We start from the raw sequence: 19,567 nt of genomic DNA, 5'->3' as shown, positions 1-19,567 counted from the left end.
TCTGTAAGGTCATTAACAAACCCATGGCCGGACCGATTAGTTCGGGATTTTCTGCAACTTCACCTATTGAACCCACGACCATGGGCGGTACTCCCATACCAATAGCACCAAAAAGGATTCCACCTAGGTAAACCAAAGCTGTACTGGTGCTAAATAATAAGGCAATAGATGGTCCAAGTACAATAAGCGCGATAAGCAGTAATTTTTTATGCCCACCGCCCATCATATCGGAAAGTTTACCGAAAATTGGGCAGGAAACAATACTAATAATCATGGGAATGGTCAAAGCAAAGCCCGCTTGCGCTTTCGTCATCATGCCCGAACTTTCTAGGTAAGCAGGTGCAAAGGTTAGTCCACTCATAAAGACTATGTTAAAGGCAACAAATCCTACGCAAAGAAGCCATAGATTTCTCTTACCAAAGAGGGCCGAAAATTGTACTTTAGGCCCATCATTCGCTACAATCGTGCCCCTGTTCCCTTTAACCGCAAATTGGAGCAAAACCGCCATAACTAGAGCAATCGCACCATAAAACATCCAAATGCTACTTAAGCTCATAGAACCAAACATTATCGGAGTAATACTAAAGGCTGAGATTTGGCCGAGTGATACCCAGGTTGTCCAGATCCCTGTTGCAAAACCAACTTTTGATGGTTCAACATAGCGAGCAATGGACAACGGACCACAAACTGCTGCAAAGATGAAACCAACGCCCTCGATTCCTCTGCTAAAAATGAGCATGCCGGCACTAGAGGCTAAGGAACCAATTATTGAGCCAACTCCAATAAAAACAGCTCCAGCGACAACCATAATTTTCGGACCGAATTTTTGAGCCATACCCCCGGTAGGAATGGCCAAGAATATCCCCACCATAGTGAAGATCGACATCAGCCATGGGGCTTGGGACTCTGTCATATTAAAAGCGGCTGCCACGTCATTCATAACCGTGGGTACCTTGAATTGATTAGCCGCAACGACTGTTGCAGTGAGTACAAACATAATTGCAACAAATAAATAATTTTGGTACTTACTTGTTTTTTCAGAAGTCATTACTTAATTCCCCCTATACTTGAAAAACATTTCACTTGTCTACATTAATAGGGTTACAAACTAAAATCCATTTAAATTTAAAGAGGTACAGCCAGCCATAAGCCGGCTGTACCTCTTTAGCAGCTTATTTTATTTTTGATTTCCTTCCTTCGGTGCAAGCTTTTGTTCCTCCGCCTTTAACTCTGTTTTGCATTGGATGCAATGTGTATTTTTAGGCGGATTCATTTTGCCGCAAGAAGGACATTTCATCGGTTTACCTGCATAAGGTGGTCTAAAACACATTTTTAAATCACTCCTCAACCATTGTTTCAACTATAAACTTGTTTAACCGTAATAACCACGTGAAGAATCATAAGACTCTTGGGTGCTGTTGAATTTCATTTTAAGTTCTTTTTTACGTACTAATCCCTTTTGATCCACTAAATCTTCAGGACTCTCAAACACTGTTCCCAGGTCGCCTCTTTGTTGCATTAACTCCACGGCCTTTTTGCTATCATAAGAAAGCAAGGGCTTTTTCGGAACATTTTCCTTGACGATAAAATTAGGCTTTGTTTCGCTGGGATCCGGCATACCCTCCAGTTGACGGCAAGTACCATATTTGCTTTCCATTTCTTCAACCGTTCCAAAATCAAAGGCTCTTAAAGGACAGGACTCAACACAAAGGGGGCTGTCACCCTTTTCCAGCCTATCAACACACATGGTACATTTGCTCATCTTTGTGCCGGGGGCATCGCTGGCGAATTTGGGTGCACCATAAGGACAGGCCTCTAAACATTTACGGCATCCATCACATTTCTCGCTATCAACCAGCACTGCCCCGTATTTTTCCTCTCTGAAAAGAGCTTTGTTGGGACAAACCTGCATACACACAGCATTTTTACAGTGTCCGCAGTTAAAGGCAAGGGTATGTGCTCTGAGATTAGGAAAACTTCCATCTTCCCATTCAAAAACCGTCATCCATTTTTCCGGGCCGGCTTCAATTCCATTCCAGTCCTTACAAGCGACACTACAGGCATGGCAGGCATAACATCTGCTTTGATCAAAGTAAAAAGCATATTGTGACATTAGTTGGCACCTCCGAATTTCTTAATTTCGACTAAACCGGCAACAAGAAGTGCACCTAAAGCATGGGGTAAATGGGTATCCCCGATTAAGAGATTACAAGCACCTCTTCTGTCAATACCATAGGGCATGGTTTCGGTTTTGACATCATTGGGTTGATACCAGCCGCCATGATAAATCGCTACAGTTCCTGGCATTATTTTGGAAGTAATATAGACTGGAAGCACTATCTCTCCGTATTCGTTATAAACATAAGCAAGATCATCAGTTTCCATGTTTCTTGCTTTCGCATCAGCTGGATTCATCCAAACTGAATGTTTGTAGCAATCATTAAGCAAGGGGTTTTGGTCATTGGCAGAGTGTTGTCTAAAGATTGATACAGGAGTGTTCAAAGCTAATGGATATTTTTTCGTCTTCGGATGATAGAAACTATCATTGGGGGGTTCACTCATATAGCTGGGGTCCCAACGGGGCATAGGGTCCATTCTACCGCCGTAATCCGTATTACGTAAATCAACAGACTCTAAATATTTGGAAACGAATTCAACTTTACCGGAAGGAGTGTTTTTAAAGGGATTGTCACCTGTTTCGATAGCTTGTTTAAAAGGATAGTATGGTTCTTCAATCGGAACCCTAACAACCGGCTCTTTGAGGAACTCTTCCCAAGGTTTCGGTTCAATACCCAATTCGGCTAACATGCCGTATTCATCCTTAGCCCAATCTTCATAAGCCTGTCGATAAAGATCATCTACTGCTTCATCCCATTTCTCCGCCGGAACATCCTTAAGCAAGGGATTGTATTTTTCACCTACACCTAATCTATTAGCCAGTTGAGTCCAAACCCATTCTCTAGCACGAACTTCACCAGGAGCCTGAACTGCTTTTTGGCTATAGAGGAAGTAGTTACGCATTCCTGCCGGTGCAGACATAAAACGTTGTTGCCCTAACAGATAATTGTCTGTGGTTTCAAACATAAAAATTGGGGCCGGTAGCACAATATCCATCCATTGTGCTGTTGGCTGGTTCATATGCCATTGGAATCCCCAAGAGAAATGCACCTTAGCCGCTGCTTCTAAACGTTTATTAACATGGTGGATATTATTAAGCCAGTTATTTTCAAAGATAAACATTTGGATGTTCGGCAACGGACTTTCCGGAGGACAACCGATGGCCCGACGATATTCCGTCTCTGTAATATTGCCCTTTTCATAATCATCTCTAAGAAGAACGGCTTCAGCCCATTTTTGGTTGTTTAATTGGACAGGAGCTTGATATTCGGGAGGAGCCTTTAGAAAATCCACTTGAGGAATAGGTAGTCTTGAAGGAGTAACCAGTGTACAACCGGTTTCACAGCCGCCGGGGATAGCTATATTACCGGTCATAGCTTGAAGCAGCATAGCCATGGAAGCAGAATACTCGCCGCAATGTTTCTTAGCTGCACCATAGTGGTATTGAAGGTGAACCGGTTTGCTCTTGGCGTAAAGACGGGCAAAATCACGGATGGTTTCGGCCGGTACGGTACAGATTTTTTCAGCCCATTCTGGAGATTTGACCTCTCCATCTTCTCCACCCATAATATAGTTGCGGAATCTAGCAAATCCTTCCGGTTCCACATTTTCAGCTACATATTCATGGTCATAGAGATCTTCTTCGAAGAGTACATGAGCGACAGCCAGCATCATAGCTAAGTCCGTTCCCGGACGAATAGGAATCCATTGGTCAGCTAATACTTCTGCACTCATGGTATATACCGGGTCAATGACAATGATCGGAATTCCTCTTTCCTTAGCCAACTTCATATAATAAGATACTTGCCCGAACCATCCTACCAGAGGATTATGAGCCCATAAAACGATTAGATTAGAATTAAATAAATCTGGTGCTTCATAACCTACGCAAGGAACTTCATCTCCCTCAACAGGGAACATAGCTTTGGATAAGTCATAACCTAAATGGAATTTTTCCCCTGCTGTATGACCTGAAGTGGAGTGATCACCCCAACAAGCTACTCCAGCTTTAATATATGGTCCAAGAGGGAAACTTGAGGATCTAAAGAAAGAATAATGAGTATGAAGAATGCTGTAAGGTCCATAAAGATCAATAGTCTCTTGGATCTTTTCGGCAATTGTATCTAAAGCCTCTTCCCAGGAGATTCTTTCAAAAGAACCCTTGCCAAAACCTTTTTCACCCACTCTTTTCATGGGATAAGTAATCCGCGTAGGGGCATACATTTCTTCTTTCCAGGCATGACCCATAGTACAAGGGCGAGCTTGAACCATCCCTTGATTGATGGCCTCTTCACCGACATCCTCACGCCCGGCACCTTTATTAATGGAGTTATCAGGCTCAAAAGCTACGATCTTGCCGTCCTTAACGCGGCTGCGCACAATACAGGCAGCATCCCAACAACCATTTTGGTAACAGGTATGGTAGAAAACCTGCTCGCCCTCGTGTTGCTTTTTTAGTTTTTCGAGAACTTTTTCTTTACCCAAAGTATTTACCTCCCTTATTTTTTTGGAATACATGTATTTATATATGCATAAACCATGCCAATGAAAAACCCTGATTTCACAAGCATTGTACTAAAAAAGACTAAGAGAATTTCCCAATTTGGTTAGTCCAAAAAAGAGAAATCGCACTTAGCCTTATTTTTAGTATTTATAAAAAAGATTTCAGTTACAAATAGTTATACTAGAACTCAATGTTGTACTGTTTTAACTTTCTGTATACAGTGGAACGGCCTAAACCTAATAATTCCGAAGCGTCCTTTACATTGCTCCCGGTCTTTTTCATAGCATCTTTAATTGCTTCGATTTCAATTCTTTCCATACTAGTTAGATCATTAACAGATTTTATATCGTCACTTTCTCCTGTTGGCTTAGACCGAAGGGCATCAAAAAGTTCATCCGGCAAATGATTCTTTCTGATTGTGTTACCCGTTACCATGGCCAAAGCATAGGTGATAACATTTTTTAATTGTCTGACATTGCCAGGCCAATCATAATTCTGAAAAATATCACAGACCTCAGGACTTAGTACAGGGCACTTCAGGAATTTTCCATCATTACATCTTTCTTTAATGAAAGTTTCTGCAAGCTTAAAAATATCATCTCCTCGTAAACGCAGAGGTGGTATTGTAAGTTTAAATACTGCCAAACGAAAATAAAGGTCCTCACGGAATTCTTTATTTAGAACCATTTTCCATAAGTCTTTATTAGTAGCTGCAACAACCTTAAAATCTACAGGAATATACTTTGTACCGCCTACCCTCATAATTTGTTTATCTTCTAATACCCGAAGCAGCACCGGTTGTAATTCCAAGGGCATTTCGCCAATTTCATCTAAAAATAAGGTTCCACCCCTTGCCAGTTCGATTTTTCCAATCCTACCCCTTCGTTCTGCGCCGGTAAATGCTCCCCCTTCATAACCAAATAACTCACTTTCAAATAAACTTCTTGGTATGGAGGCACAATTGATAGCTATGTAAGGACCATTTTTTCTGCTTTCATCGTGAATAGCCCGAGCGAATAGTTCCTTACCGGTTCCGCTTTCGCCAATTAGTAATATACCGCCATCATGATTAGCGACATTACGCGCTTTATGGATAATAATTTGTAAAGGTTTACTACTCCCTATGATTGAGGAAAAGCTATCATTTTCTTGATCAGTTGCTTTTTCATTCTTTTGACCCTGTTGTAATTCCCTAATTCTTAAAAATAATCCATTCGTATTTCCGGAGTTATCATTATTAACCAAAGGTTCGATATCCACTTCATAGCTTTGATGTTTCAGGCCGTCGAAAACAGTTTCAAATTTATTAATAGTCTTACCGGTTTCCAGTACATCATTTATCGGCAAGTTGCTCTTACATAGTTTTTTAAAAGGTTTACCTATAGCCTCTTTGTCTTTTATATTAAAAATATCTGCTGCCTCACGATTGATATATGCTATATTCATTCGCCAATCTAAAACTACACAACCTTCTCCAATTACTTCCATAGTGCTTTTTAAGGTTTTATTGGCTAACCCTAAAAAATAGCTTTGTTTTTTTAACCTTAGCTCACTTTCAATTGCCAATCCGGCCGAAATCACCCAGCTCAGCAAATTAGTCTGAGCTACTTGCTTTTCTGGTGAAGCTACACTAATTACTAGAAGCACTCCTATTACCTTTCCATCTTCATCCATAATCGGGGTGCCGGATCCAATGTTATCTTCTACAACTTTGCAATAATAATAAGGACCAATTAACTGTACAGGTTTTTGTAAATTAATGCACATGCTATGACAGTTAGTTCCAATCAATTCTTCTGTCCAAATAGCACCTGGGACCGCATTGATTGCTTCAAAGGTCTCTATTTTGCTCTTCTCGCCAGCAGAAAACAAAAGGATTCCATTTTCATCTGTTAAAGACATATGATAATTAGAAGCTGTTAGGAGATCAAGATTTTTTCCGATAAATTCGTAGGCAATATCGATCATTGAAGCTTTGTCTCTTATCAGTGCCTTCAAATCACGGGGACTAAGATTTTTTCCTAATGTCTGTTGATAGGGATCAACACCATAATTTTTGGAACGAATCCAGGAATCGGCCACTTCGGGATACATATAAAGCGAATTATGTGGGTCTAGTCCGTCCTTTAAAAATCGCTCTTTACATAATTCAATCTCCTGCCATCGGGTAGCATCCATTTCTACAACAAATTCTTTAATGATACTTTCCTCCGCTTTATGGCTTAAGTTTAAACCTCTTAGAACTTCAAAATCCCGTACTTCTATCGCTTCCACATGCTCTCCTCCCCTGCAAATTTTAACAACTTAAAATTAAACAACTTAATACATAATCATGTAAGGATTTTTCGACTATAATTGGAAATGATAGCAGGCACTAAGTATTAGAATGTGAATGTGGGCTTTTGCTCAATTAAATCTATTATATCATACCTTTTTAGGATATATTTTATAAATTGTTGTATTTATCTAGAATCCTCTCTATAAAAAACCAATGTTATTAAAAAATGGCACGCCATACCTTACGTGCCATTTTCTTACTTTATTTAAACCCAATATACGATTGATAGGTCTCTAAAACATCAACCTTTGCCGTCGGATATTGATACTGAGCAAAAAGCCGATAGCCATCAGATTCGTCCACATGGCACTTCCCCCATAGCTAATTAGGGGCAGGGGAATTCCGGTAACAGGCATTATTCCTGAGGTCATGCCCACATTGACGAGAATATGGAAGGCAAACATGGTGGCAATACCGGCTGCAATTAAGGTCCCGTAAACATCCTTTGCTTTCATGCTAATATTGATAGCCCGGAGGATAAAGACAAAGAAAAAGAACAACAGGGTAATAGTTCCAATAAAACCGAATTCCTCACCAACTACGGAAAAAATAAAATCCGTATGATGCTCAGGTAAAAAATCCAACTGGGCTTGAGTTCCTTGCCGATAGCCCTTACCCCAAAAACCGCCTGAGCCAATCGCCCAGATGGACTGGATGATTTGGTACCCATCCCCACTGATATCCGCAGCCGGGTTAAGGAAAACAGTCAGACGCTTCAACTGATAATCATGAAGGGGCAGCGGAAGTCCTTGTGCAAACTGGAGCCAACCGGGCAAATCAGTGGAAAAATGAAGCCAAAGGGCTAGAGCTGCGATTGCAACTCCTCCCACCAAAAGTCCGCCAAACTTCCAAGGATTAGCACCCGCTACGAACATCATCCCGATAAGGATCGCCACAAACACTAAGGTAGTACCCAAATCCGGCTGCTTAAGGATTAATAACATAGGCACTAACATATATAAGAAGGGCGGGATAAAATCCCGGAATCGATTTAATTTCCCTTGCCGCTTAGCCAGAAAATCGGCAAAAGTCACAATGATAAAAAGCTTAGCGAATTCTGAAGGCTGAATATTTTGCGTCGAGGTAATCGGAATCCAACGCTGGGCTCCCCCCGCGGATTCCCCAAAGGCAAAGACCGCCAGTAAAAGCGCAATATTAAAAGCGTAAATCCACCAGGAAAAACGGCGAAGCTTTTGGTAATCAAACAAGGCGATGATCGTGCACAAAATTAACCCGGTACCAATCCACATAGTCTGGATTTTGAGATAGCGGTAAGGTTGTGATTCAACAACATTAACGGAGGCTGTACTCTGGATGACAAGACTTGAAGCTAACAATAACAATACAAAAAATACGAATAACAAGTCGATATTTTTCAGCATCCGACGGTCAAGCATAGATAAAAATACCCCTTTTTCTCCACGAAATTACAACTTCCATTATACCATAAGGGGCGACCCCAGCCAAAGTCTTGACCTTAAAAGATTAGACACTGTTTTGTTCCCATAAGAAAAACCGCAAGCCAAAATACGATTGACTTGCGGTGCTGATTGCTACTATCCTTTAACCGAGTAATCTCTTTTCATCTTTATTACAGGAATATTGGCGATTAAGGCAACTTCGCGATCGTCTTGGTTTAGGTTGACTTCTAACGCATTTTCATCGATTTCCATATAATTGGAGATGACTTTAATCAAGTCCTCCTTCAATTGGTTCAACATATGGGGTGAAATAGTAGCCCGATCATGTACGAGGACAAGCCTTAAGCGTTCTTTGGCGACGTTTTTTGAAGCAGGCTCCTTTCCAAGCATTCGACTAATAAACTCCAACATGGCCTATTCCTCCTCTCTAGTGCCAAGCACTTAATTCATACCGAAAAATCTCTTCAGCTTATCCATGAACCCATCCGGCACATCAAGATTCATTAAAGGAACCTCTTCTCCCTGGATTCTGCGCGTAATTCTTCGGTATGCTTCCCCGGCACGGGAGGAATGATCCATAACCGCAGGCTCACCACGGTTCGTGGAAATCACAATACTTTCATCATCTGGAATAACACCTAAGAGGTCGATTGCTAAGATATCTAATATATCCGAGATATCCATCATATCTCCGCGCTTGACCATTTGAGGCCGAATCCGATTGATAATCAAACGGGGATTTGGCAAATCTGAAGCTTCCAAAAGTCCAATAATTCGGTCAGCATCACGAACTGCACTGACTTCCGGGGTGGTGACAACGATCCCCCGGTCAGCCCCCACAATAGCATTGCGGAATCCTTGCTCGATTCCGGCAGGACAATCGATGATGGCGTAATCGAATTCTTGCTTTAATTCCTCACATAGAGCCTTCATCTGTTCAAGTGTGACAGCACTTTTATCCTTAGTCTGAGCAGCCGGAAGCAGATATAAATTCTCAAAACGTTTATCCTTAATTAAGGCTTGTTTAAGACGGCAGGTACCGCTGGTAACATCAACAATATCGTAAACTATGCGATTTTCCAATCCCATTACCACATCAAGATTCCGCAAGCCGATATCTGTATCCACCAAAACCACTTTCAAACCTGATGCTGCAAGTCCCGTCCCGATATTGGCTGAAGTGGTGGTTTTACCCACCCCACCTTTTCCTGATGTTACTACAATGACTTCACCCATATTTAAACCTACCTTTCCAATAATTCCTTCGTCTATATTCAAACAATGAATCCCAGTGATTATCGAATTTGGCCTTTTCCTCTGAGCCCATTGAGCTGAATACCTTCAACAACAAGACGGTCATCTTTGATCCGCGCACATTCAGGCCCCCTCCAATCCTGCTCATCTTCCGGGGAACGAGTCACGAGATCGGCAATTCTTAATTGTGTCGGTGCTAGGTGATAAGCGGTAACAGTCGATTTTCGATTCCCGGTAGCTCCGGCATGGGCAACCCCTTTTAGAGAGCCAATAACCACAATATTCCCGCTGGCAACGATTTCTGCCCCAGGATTAACATCACCGATAACGATCACATGACCTTCATATTGGACGCTGGCTCCAGAGCGAAGGGTACGCTGGATAAAAAGACTTGCACCTTCCTCCATGCCTTCATCCAAAACTCGTGGCGGTTCCACCTCCTGTACAGTCGGTGATTTCCTAATTCCGGCATAAACCTCCGCAGCCGTCAACCAACCTTTAAGAGTAAGACTATACTCGGCCAGACAAGACATCAATTCTTCCTTTTGCTCTTCAGTATACTCTTTCTCACCGCCATAGCACCGAACAGTAGCACCTTGAAGGAATTGGTCGGAGTCCTCTAGTAGTCTTTTAAGTTCATTGATTAAAACCGGGAAATCGGCCTCGGGATCCAGGTATAAAATGAGACCCTCTCGAGTGCCTTTTAAGGCAATATGTTCTGTCCGTGTCAACCGTTTATCCTCCAATTGTTCCATGTTTACATGTCCTGGCACCTGCTTCAACGGAGTCCATCCAGGTTTTGGCAATGGAAAAACCACGCCATTTAATGACGCTCATAATAATTCTACAATGCTTATCGTTTTCCCTTTAAACAAAAGAAAAAAACGAAGGCGAATTTCCTCGTTTTTTTCCATTATTTCGTGATATTCCGTTATATTCCTATTAAACCCACTTTACTTGGCATACTCCCAACCAAAATATTGCATAAAGGCAGCCCTCGCTACATTCCCGGCAGTTGTTCCTCCATGACCACCGAACTCTACAACCCCGGCAAAAGCAATTTCCGGATCATCATAGGGAGCAAAGGCCACAAAGACCCCATTAAAGAGTTCCCCGGCCGCCGTATTCTTAGAACCAAGCTGGGCCGTACCGGTTTTGCCACCGCCACTAAACTCCGGCACTTGGGCAAAAAGCCCGCTTGCGGTCCCTTCTCCACTTGTGACCTTGCTCATAGCTTCTTTAACTGTTGCCAAAACTTCAGGGGAGACTGAAACCGTATTTCTAACAATAGGTTTGTTTTCAAAAACCACTTCGTCTGTGACTGGATCGAGAATTTTATCTACCAGATAAGGCTGCATTCTTTTCCCACCGTTGACAATCGTAGCCACATAATTAGCCAGCTGCAAAGGGGTGTAGGCATTATCACCTTGGCCGATTGCGGTATTAAAGGTATCATAATAATGCCAGTCCACATGTTCCCATACATTCTTATTATATTCAGCCTTAGCTTGATTAATATCATTTTCCTTCTTTTTTAAAAGCTTATCTCTTTCCTTTTGGTCTTTGGCCTTGGCGATTTCCGCCTTGTATTTCTCTTCGATTTCGGCGATCTTATTATCTCGAACCTTTTCATAATAAGGTCCAAAGGTAGTCTTTCTCCATTCCGGAGAGGGGGCGGTTCCTTTTGATTCCCCGGGAATATCCACCCCGGAATAAACGCCCAGTCCAAATTCATTGGAAATCTGTTTAATGAGTTCCCCATTTTTAGCGAAAACCCGTTGCCCGACAGCCTGAAAATAGGTATTGGAGGATTTCGCCATGGCTCGATTGAGATTAACTAAGCCGAATCCGCCATAAGACCATTCTTGAACACCATGCACAGTCCCTAAAGTGGCCGCCACATTGGAGCTGTTAAATTGCTCGTTGGGAGTAACTACACCTGACTGTAAACCCGCCATGGCCGTAATCATTTTGAAGGTAGATCCCGGTGCATAGGCTCCAGCCAAAGCCCGGTCAAAGGAGGCTGCCTCGTCTGCTGTAAAATACTTTTCGGCAATCTCATCGGAGATAATCCCCGTCAAATCGTTAGGGTCCATGAGTGGTCTCGAAGTCATGCCCAAGATTTTGCCGGTCTTGACTTCTATAACTACCGCAGCTGCGGCATTGGAATCCGGATGTTCCGGATGAACAGACTCCCGAAACACGTCATCCAGAGTCTTATCCATAACCTCTTGTATTTTAGCATCAATGGTCAGTTGCAGGGTTTTACCGGGTTCGGCAGGATTAATTACTTCTTTGGCAATGGGCCGACCGTTATTATCGACAATAACCTGCTGGACTCCTTCTTTTCCGCGCAGCCAATAATCATACCCTTTCTCTACACCCATTTTACCCACCTGATCCCCTTGGGCGTACCTAAAGCCGTCTGCTTCGGCTAGAGGATTTTTATTAAATTGAGCAATTTCCTCTTCACTGCTTACCTCGCGAACATACCCTAAGATATGCCCCGCTAAAGTACCTTTTCGATAGTCCCGCACAGGCAAGGCCTCCACGCTGATTCCCGGAAGTTCATCCTTATGCTCGGCAATAATGGCCTTCAGTGGGTCCGGTACATCGTTCATGACCGTTACCGGCCGGTAACGCTCCCATTGCTGATTTTGAGTCATAGCCAGAATATCTTCGGTGATCTTCTCAACGCTTTGCTCCTTAATCGGCCAGTAGGGCTTAATATAGCCGGCTAAACGAGCTATTACTTCTTTCCAATTCTTGCCTTGGGCATTTTGCAAGTCCATCCAATCAATGGTTAGGGCAAATTGTGGAACACTGGTAACCAAAAGCTCGCCGTTGCGATCGACGATATCACCGCGATTAGGGGGAATCGAAACAAGCTGCATAATATTACCCTGGGCCTTACTTTCGTAATAGGAAGCCTCAGCGATCTGTAGGCGCCAAAGATTGAAGCCGAGGATCGCGAACACCAGGAATACGATAGCACTGAGGGCCCAGAGTCGGTGGATATAGGGTTTGCGTTCTTTATCTTCTTCCATTAGTTTCGCCTCCTATAAATCAATTACTACTAAGTGAGTTACGATTACAGTAAGCGAGGTTTTATTCGAGTAGCTAGAAAACTTGGGCTAAACTGCACCCGAAACAACGGGACGAGCAACACGATGTTGATCGCCACCTACTGAGCCAAACAAGTGCGAAAGCAGTGCTTTCGGGATGGCGATTTAGGTGGGAATCCCGCCTCTTACATTGAGCAGGTTAGCCCTTAGTTTTCTCTACAAGAATAACTTCCGAGCATCTGTAACGTAACTCAGCCTTAGCGCTCATACTTAGGCCGATACTTCAGCCACCCGTTGGTAAAGGAGCGATGAATCCAAGGGTAAGTTATGGGCACCAAAACTGCGTTATAGACAGCCACACCGATAACTAAGCGAAAAGCATCTCCCAAAGACCATCGTGCCCCGACCAGGATATTCAAAAAAGCAATCATTCCTTCACCCAGAAAAGTAACCACAAATACCAACACTGCAATCAAAAAATAGTTATCCCTGTACCAGCGTTGGGAGAGCCACCCGGTGAGGAGAGCCACGCAGGTTAATGTTAAGGCATACATGCCGAAATGCCGACCAAAGTAAAAATCAGCGATTAAGCCCGTTCCCAGTCCCCAGAGGGTTCCCGGCAAGGTACGATGATGTATGGCCATATAGATGGTAAAAAGCAACACCAAATCAGGCTTGACTCCACCCCATGACCAAAAATAAAAGACAGTCCCGGGAAGAATCAAGCTAAAAAGAAGCATCACGATAATAAGGATATTCCGTCGCATCGTTACTGCCCCCCTGACTTTTGCACAATATAAACTTCCTCTAGGGAATCAAAATCCACCAAAGGAGATATATAGGCTGTTTTTAGCAACCCCGAGCCGTCCAATTGGATCTGTTCCACTTTACCGATGGGAATGTCCTTAGGGTAAACCCCTCCTAGACCCGAGGTTAAGACCAGGTCCCCCACATTGACATTATCATCCCTGCGTAAGAGCATCTGCAGATTACCCTCAGCTTCAAGACGTGAGGTCCGCTTATAAGTTCCTTCCACAATACCAAAGGTTGGGGAACCTGTACTTCCCCGGACTAAGCCGCTTACTTGTCCCTCGCTGTCCGTGATCAAAAGGACTTCTGCAGTTGTAGGGGCCACGGAGACAATTTTACCAACCAAACCCAAGGCTACAACCACCGGATCGTTAATCCGCACACCATCCTCCGATCCCCGATTAACTGTAAAAGTCTGATACCAGGCATTGGGGTTACGGTTAATAATACTGCCCCCAATCTTCGGGTATTTATCGACATTAGGACTCTTGAACATTTGCTGATCCAATTCGTTATAGCGTAATCCCGCTAAAACCTCCTGTTTTAGCTTTAGATTATCTCCGGTAAGTTGCTCCACCTTTGCTCTTAAGTTTTCATTCTCATTTTGAACTTGGTTGAAATTCCAAATCACCCGCGTGTTCTTTTTTATCCCACTTCCTACTTTTAGAATGACATCCTCGACAGGGCTTAGGACACGCTGCAACACCCCGCCGATTGGATTGGGAAATTGGTTTCCCAATCCGGTTAAGCGGACACTCACTAACACGCCTAATACGAGGAAGAAAACGGGAACCATAATTCCCGTTGCAGTCACTCTTTTCCGCACCAAGATTTCCTCCTCGCTTTAAACTCTAGTTTTTTTGCAATGCAGCAATTCTACGGAAAATTTCCGCATCTTCTAATACTTTACCCGTTCCGAGTGCTACACAAGAAAGGGGGTCCTCGGCTAAATGCACCGGCATCCCCGTCTCATCGGCAAGCAGTTTGTCCAGATTGCGGAGAAGGGACCCCCCTCCGGCCAGTACTATCCCCCGGTCCATAATATCCGCAGCTAACTCCGGAGGTGTTTTTTCCAGACAAGATTTTACCCCTTCCACAATGGCTGAGACCGGCTCTTGTAGAGCTTCTTGAATCTCTTCGGCGGTAATTTCGACAGTCTTAGGCAGTCCGGTTAACAAATCCCGGCCTCTCACCTGATAACGTTTACCTGTTTCCGCCTGATAGGCGTAGCCAATTTCCATTTTGATATCTTCTGCTGTACGATAGCCTACCATCAGATTGTAACGCCTTTTGATATGGGCGACAATGGAATCATCCATCTCATCCCCCGCTACCCGTATGGAGCGGCTGGTGACTATCCCGCCTAAGGAAATAACCGCAACCTCCGTAGTTCCGCCACCGATATCTACGATCATATTACCGGTGGGTTCACTAACAGGAAGACCGGCCCCGATAGCGGCTGCCATAGGTTCTTCCAAGACGACCGGGTCCTTTGCCCCGGCGGCTAAGGCTGCTTCTTTGACCGCTCTTTCCTCAACCGGTGTTACTCCGGAGGGTACGCAGATTACAACTCGGGGACGAGCAAATGGAGATTCAGTACCTAAGGCTCTGGTAATAAAGTATTTTAACATTTTCTGCGTGACATTAAAATCCGAGATAACCCCATCCTTTAAGGGCCGAATAGCCACGATATTGCCAGGCGTTCTACCAATCATTTCCTTCGCTTTATCCCCTACAGCCAAAGGGGTCTTCTTTTCAATATCAATGGCCACCACTGAAGGCTCATTGCAAACGATTCCTTTCCCCTTCATATGGACCAGTGTATTAGCAGTTCCTAAATCAATTCCTAAATCTTTACCAAAAAACATTAGGTTAATCCCCTTCCGTTAATAACAGTGTCGATATCCCTAGGAAATAATACGAATTGCGAAATTAGTTTAAGGGGTGGATGGGAATCCACCAAAAGTGAGCTTTCTATATTTATAATATGCCTCGTTCCTTTAGGCTTATGTAACGGTTGTCACCAATAATTACATGGTCAAGGACTTCAATACCCAGAATCTGGCCACCTTCGGATAATCTCCGGGTCACATCGATATCTTCCCGGCTGGGGGTAGGGTCTCCACTGGGATGATTATGCAAAAGAATAATGGCATTGGAATTACGCCGAATGGCTTCTTTAAAACATTCCCGAGGATGTACTAAGGACGAATTCAATGATCCTACTGAAATAGAGCTGATCCCTAAGACATGATTCTTTGTGGAAAGACTGACCACCCGAAAATACTCCCGGTCGAGATAACGCATTTCCTCCATGACCAAGTGGGCGATATCCTGAGGGGAATTGATGATCGGGCGAACCAGTGGATCAGAAGAAACCGATCGCCGCCCCAGCTCTAAAGCCGCTTTAAGCTCTGCGGCTTTCGCATTTCCCATACCTCTAAGTTGTATCAACTCATGGACAGTCAAACGGGCTAACCCGGATAAGCCTCCGGCCTCGGTCAAAAGCCTCTCGGCAAAATCCAAGACGTTTTCCCCTTTAAGTCCTGTTCTTAGCAAAATAGCCAAAATCTCCCGATTAGATAAGGCATCCGGACCATATTGAAACAATCTCTCACGTGGTAACAATTCCTCGGGGAGATCCTTCAACCGACGATAATCCATTCTCCACCTCATGCAGGGTGATATTTCTGTGTCCCATCCCCCACACGCTCAGTCTCTCCTTGACATACTCCATGGGTAAACCAATTACATTACTTAAAGATCCTTCATAATGATCGACAAAGTCAGCACCTAAGCCTTGAATTCCATACGCCCCGGCCTTGTCCATGGGCTCTCCTGTGGCAATATACCGGCGAATCTCCTCCTTGGTCAAGGGGCGAAAATATACAAGAGTCCGAGTGGCTTCACAATCCAGTCGGCCTACTCCATTCACCAAGGCTACCCCGGTATAGACCTCATGTTCCCGTCCACTTAAAGCTGAAAGCATTGCTTCCGCTTCCTGTTCATCCTTCGGTTTCCCAAGAATCTTTTGGTCTAACACAACAATCGTATCCGCTCCGAGAATTAAATCCTCCATATTGCCCTCTGAATCAAGCCATTTTTTCAAGCCTGCCTTAGCCTTACGCAAGGCCAATTCCTTAACTGCAGATTCAGGAAGAACCCCATCAGGGAGTTCCTCGGAAACATCCGCTTCAACCCGCGCAAAGGAGTATCCCCCTTCCTCAAGAAGCATTCCCCTACGGGGAGAAGATGAAGCGAGTACGAGCATGTTACCACTTCCTAGCTAGATAATAACCGCCAAGGGCACCAAGAATTGTGGCAAAGGTAACGCTTAGGCGGAAACCAAACGAAAGAGAGATAAAATAGAAGTCCAAATAGGTGTGAGAAGGGAAATCGATTACTGCCGGTCGCAAAAAGGGCGCTAAAAAACTAAACTTTTGCAGGCCATAACCCATTAAAGTTCCAATGGCTGCTCCTGACAGAATAAGGAGAAGCGTGCGGCCTGTCCCTGAATTATTTCTACTTGCCGGCATATTTTACCCCCTTTCACCCATAGAAATGCAGCCAGGGCATGTTGCTCCTGGCTGATTTTTCGACACTTTTTAGTTTAGCATCTGGACTTATAATACGCAAGGGACCTCGAGCCTAAATTTATTAACTTAATATTAATTCAGCCGGAGTGTAGTAGCTTTTCATACTGCATCGGCAGATGATGAAAAAGGCACTATTGGTTCAAGATGCTTCACTGCGTTCAGCATGACATGTGTGTGTCATCCTGAGCAGTAGCGAAGGATCTATGTCATAGTAATTCAGAACCGCTAATACCCGGTTTGGTCATCTCGAAAGGGTTCAGGATTACTTCCAGTTCCTCAGCTGTCAACACACCCTTTTCCAGCACTATCTCACGTACCGGCCTACCGGTAATAATAGCCTCTTTAGCAATTCGGGAAGCGACCTCATAGCCAACATGAGGATTGATGGCCGTCACCACGCCCACACTGTTTTCGACTAGGAAACGGCAGCGTTCTTCATTAGCGGTTATACCAATTACGCAGCGCTCTTTGAAAACTTTAACGACATTTCTTAAAATATCCAGTGATTGGAGCAAATTAAATACCACTACCGGTTCCATAACATTAAGCTCAAGCTGTCCCGCTCCACAGGCTAAGGCAATTGTAAAGTCGTTTCCTTGAACCTGGAAGGAGACCTGATTAACCACCTCTGCCATCACTGGGTTGACCTTTCCCGGCATAATCGAAGACCCTGGTTGCATGGCCGGAAGATTAATCTCCCCAAACCCGGTTCTAGGCCCGGAGGCCATTAATCTTAGGTCATTGGCAATCTTCGATAGATTAACCGCCAGCGTTTTAAGGGCTCCGGAAACCTCTAAAAAAGCATCGGTATTTTGAGTGGCATCTACTAAATTTTCAGCTCGTTGCAAAGGTAGTTCCGCCACTTTTCTGAGATTTTCCGTAACCTTTTCAATATAAACAGGGTCGGCATTTAAGCCGGTACCTACTGCCGTTGCCCCCATATTGACGATCAGCAAGGCCCGGGAAGCATCGGTGATTCGCCGTAGATCCCTGCCTAACATTTGGGCATAAGCCGCGAACTCTTGGCCTAAGCGGATGGGGACCGCATCCTGCAGATGGGTTCTACCCATTTTAATAATTCCGTCAAATTCTTCGGCTTTCTCCTCAAAAGCCAGCTTTAATTCCTTTAAGGCAATCAGCAGATCATCAGCAACATTTAAACAGGCAATCCTGATCGCCGTAGGGAAAACATCGTTGGTGCTTTGAGCCATATTCACATGAACGTTAGGGTGAACCCTCAGATAATCACCTTTTTCCCCACCAAGAATCTCGATGGCCCGATTAGCAATGACCTCGTTGGCATTCATATTAATTGAAGTCCCGGCTCCACCTTGAATAACATCAACCATAAACTCATCGTTGAATTTTCCTTCGGCAACTTCCATAGCTGCCAGAATAATGGCCTCTCCAAGCTCACTCTTTAATATCCCAATCTCCATATTGGCCTGGGCCGCCGCGGCCTTGACAAGCCCTAAGGCTCGAATAAGCTCATGGTGAGGACGATAGCCGGTGATCGGATAATTCTCTCTGGCCCTCATGGTTTGTATTCCGTAATACACGTGATCCGGAACATCCATATTCCCCAGCAAATCCTTTTCTTTGCGCATAATAACTCCTCTTTAGGTAAATTTGTATGAAAAAAGTAAGACAATTCCTGCCTTACTTTTCGCAAATCTAGTTATTTTATTCCCCGACATGTTAAATTTATGTAGTAGTAACCACGATGTTGAACCTCCGCTAACGAAAAGTAATTAGGCCCGCCGGGTTCCCACATTAAAGGTTAAAACTTCAAGATTAACAGCCAAATCCACATTTCTAAGTTCTACTTCCGGTGGAACATTTAATACTACCGGCGCAAAGTTGAGAATCGCTTGTACCCCGGCACGAACGAGTTTATCAGCGATATCTTGAGCAGCACCGGAAGGAGCGGAGATAATCCCAATTTGGGTTTTATTGCCTTTGACTACTTCTTCAAGTTTATCAACAGGCATAACCTCTACGCCATTGACCATGGTCCCGACTTTATGGGGATCATTATCAAAGATACTGGTAATGATAAATCCACGCTCGCGGAAGCCTTTATAAGTCGTCAGAGCAAGTCCTAAGTTACCCATACCGACCAGACATACACTCCAATCCTGGCTTAAGCCAAGAATCTTAAGAATGTGGCGATGCAGATCCTTAACATTGTAACCAACCCCGCGAGTACCAAACTCGCCAAAATAGGCTAGGTCTTTACGCACTTGAGCAGGGCTTACTCCTACTCCCTCCGCAATATCACCGGATGATATTGTGACAATTCCCTTGCGGTCTACCTCGGTTAAATGCCGTGAATAGACGGAAAGACGAATAATTGTAGCCTCTGGGATTTTTAATGTTTTCAAAATTATCCCCCGTTTCAAATACTTAAAGTAAGTAAATTATATCACTACGTAATTGTGTTAAGCAAATAAATTTGTTGA

17 protein-coding genes are annotated in these 19,567 nt (G+C 43.9%); all 17 read right to left on the bottom strand.

All coding sequences use genetic code 11. The features are described from left to right. Positions 1 to 1,048: MFS transporter (locus AC1U9U_RS09445; protein WP_479960313.1), on the bottom strand; the 1,048-nt coding region annotated here is incomplete at its 3' end. A gap of 324 nt (positions 1,049 to 1,372) precedes the next feature. After that, positions 1,373 to 2,113: a 4Fe-4S dicluster domain-containing protein gene (locus AC1U9U_RS09440; protein WP_479960312.1), complete on the bottom strand. Its 741-nt coding sequence runs from the start codon at positions 2,111 to 2,113 to the stop codon at positions 1,373 to 1,375. Beyond that, positions 2,113 to 4,602, bottom strand: a complete 2,490-nt coding sequence (locus AC1U9U_RS09435) for a molybdopterin-containing oxidoreductase family protein (protein WP_479960311.1) — start codon at positions 4,600 to 4,602, stop codon at positions 2,113 to 2,115. Before AC1U9U_RS09435 ends, AC1U9U_RS09440 begins: the two co-directional genes overlap by 1 nt. A gap of 199 nt (positions 4,603 to 4,801) precedes the next feature. Beyond that, the gene (locus AC1U9U_RS09430) at positions 4,802 to 6,895 is read right to left on the bottom strand and encodes a sigma-54-dependent Fis family transcriptional regulator (RefSeq protein WP_479960310.1); all 2,094 of its coding nucleotides are present in this window, start codon (positions 6,893 to 6,895) and stop codon (positions 4,802 to 4,804) included. A gap of 297 nt (positions 6,896 to 7,192) precedes the next feature. After that, positions 7,193 to 8,356, bottom strand: coding sequence for a rod shape-determining protein RodA (gene rodA, locus AC1U9U_RS09425; protein ID WP_479960309.1), 1,164 nt, complete (start codon positions 8,354 to 8,356; stop codon positions 7,193 to 7,195). Between the two features lie 159 nt (positions 8,357 to 8,515). After that, a complete protein-coding gene (gene minE / locus AC1U9U_RS09420) occupies positions 8,516 to 8,791 on the bottom strand; it encodes a cell division topological specificity factor MinE (protein WP_479960308.1) in 276 nt (91 codons plus the stop codon). Positions 8,792 to 8,821: 30 nt separating this feature from the next. Further along, entirely contained in the window at positions 8,822 to 9,616 is a 795-nt protein-coding gene (gene minD, locus AC1U9U_RS09415) for a septum site-determining protein MinD (RefSeq protein WP_479960307.1), read from the bottom strand. 59 nt (positions 9,617 to 9,675) lie between these two features. Then, positions 9,676 to 10,365, bottom strand: coding sequence for a septum site-determining protein MinC (gene minC / locus AC1U9U_RS09410; protein WP_479960306.1), 690 nt, complete (start codon positions 10,363 to 10,365; stop codon positions 9,676 to 9,678). A 222-nt stretch (positions 10,366 to 10,587) separates the two neighbouring features. Next, positions 10,588 to 12,681, bottom strand: coding sequence for a penicillin-binding protein 2 (mrdA, locus tag AC1U9U_RS09405; RefSeq protein WP_479960305.1), 2,094 nt, complete (start codon positions 12,679 to 12,681; stop codon positions 10,588 to 10,590). Positions 12,682 to 12,956: 275 nt separating this feature from the next. Further along, entirely contained in the window at positions 12,957 to 13,466 is a 510-nt protein-coding gene (gene mreD / locus AC1U9U_RS09400) for a rod shape-determining protein MreD (RefSeq protein ID WP_479960304.1), read from the bottom strand. 2 nt (positions 13,467 to 13,468) lie between these two features. Continuing rightward, positions 13,469 to 14,335: a rod shape-determining protein MreC gene (gene mreC / locus AC1U9U_RS09395; protein WP_479960303.1), complete on the bottom strand. Its 867-nt coding sequence runs from the start codon at positions 14,333 to 14,335 to the stop codon at positions 13,469 to 13,471. 25 nt (positions 14,336 to 14,360) lie between these two features. Then, positions 14,361 to 15,377 carry a rod shape-determining protein gene (locus AC1U9U_RS09390; RefSeq protein ID WP_479960302.1) on the bottom strand — a complete coding sequence of 339 codons (1,017 nt, stop codon included), beginning with the start codon at positions 15,375 to 15,377 and terminating at the stop codon, positions 14,361 to 14,363. A gap of 112 nt (positions 15,378 to 15,489) precedes the next feature. Then, positions 15,490 to 16,173, bottom strand: a complete 684-nt coding sequence (gene radC / locus AC1U9U_RS09385; RefSeq protein WP_479960301.1) for a RadC family protein — start codon at positions 16,171 to 16,173, stop codon at positions 15,490 to 15,492. Then, positions 16,124 to 16,780 (bottom strand): Maf family protein, encoded by a 657-nt coding sequence (locus tag AC1U9U_RS09380; RefSeq protein ID WP_479960300.1) that lies wholly within the window; start codon positions 16,778 to 16,780, stop codon positions 16,124 to 16,126. The genes radC and AC1U9U_RS09380 overlap by 50 nt, the downstream gene beginning before the upstream one ends. Position 16,781: 1 nt before the next feature. Further along, positions 16,782 to 17,045 carry a DUF4321 domain-containing protein gene (locus AC1U9U_RS09375; protein WP_479960299.1) on the bottom strand — a complete coding sequence of 88 codons (264 nt, stop codon included), beginning with the start codon at positions 17,043 to 17,045 and terminating at the stop codon, positions 16,782 to 16,784. A gap of 266 nt (positions 17,046 to 17,311) precedes the next feature. Continuing rightward, on the bottom strand, positions 17,312 to 18,712 hold the full coding sequence (gene aspA, locus AC1U9U_RS09370; protein ID WP_479960298.1) for an aspartate ammonia-lyase: 1,401 nt from the start codon (positions 18,710 to 18,712) through the stop codon (positions 17,312 to 17,314). A 144-nt stretch (positions 18,713 to 18,856) separates the two neighbouring features. Further along, positions 18,857 to 19,489, bottom strand: a complete 633-nt coding sequence (locus tag AC1U9U_RS09365) for a redox-sensing transcriptional repressor Rex (protein ID WP_479960297.1) — start codon at positions 19,487 to 19,489, stop codon at positions 18,857 to 18,859. Between the last annotated feature and the right edge of the window lie 78 nt (positions 19,490 to 19,567).

The sequence above is a fragment of the Desulfitobacterium sp. genome, from assembly GCF_982384815.1.
This window is presented reverse-complemented; position numbering and strand designations above follow the sequence as displayed.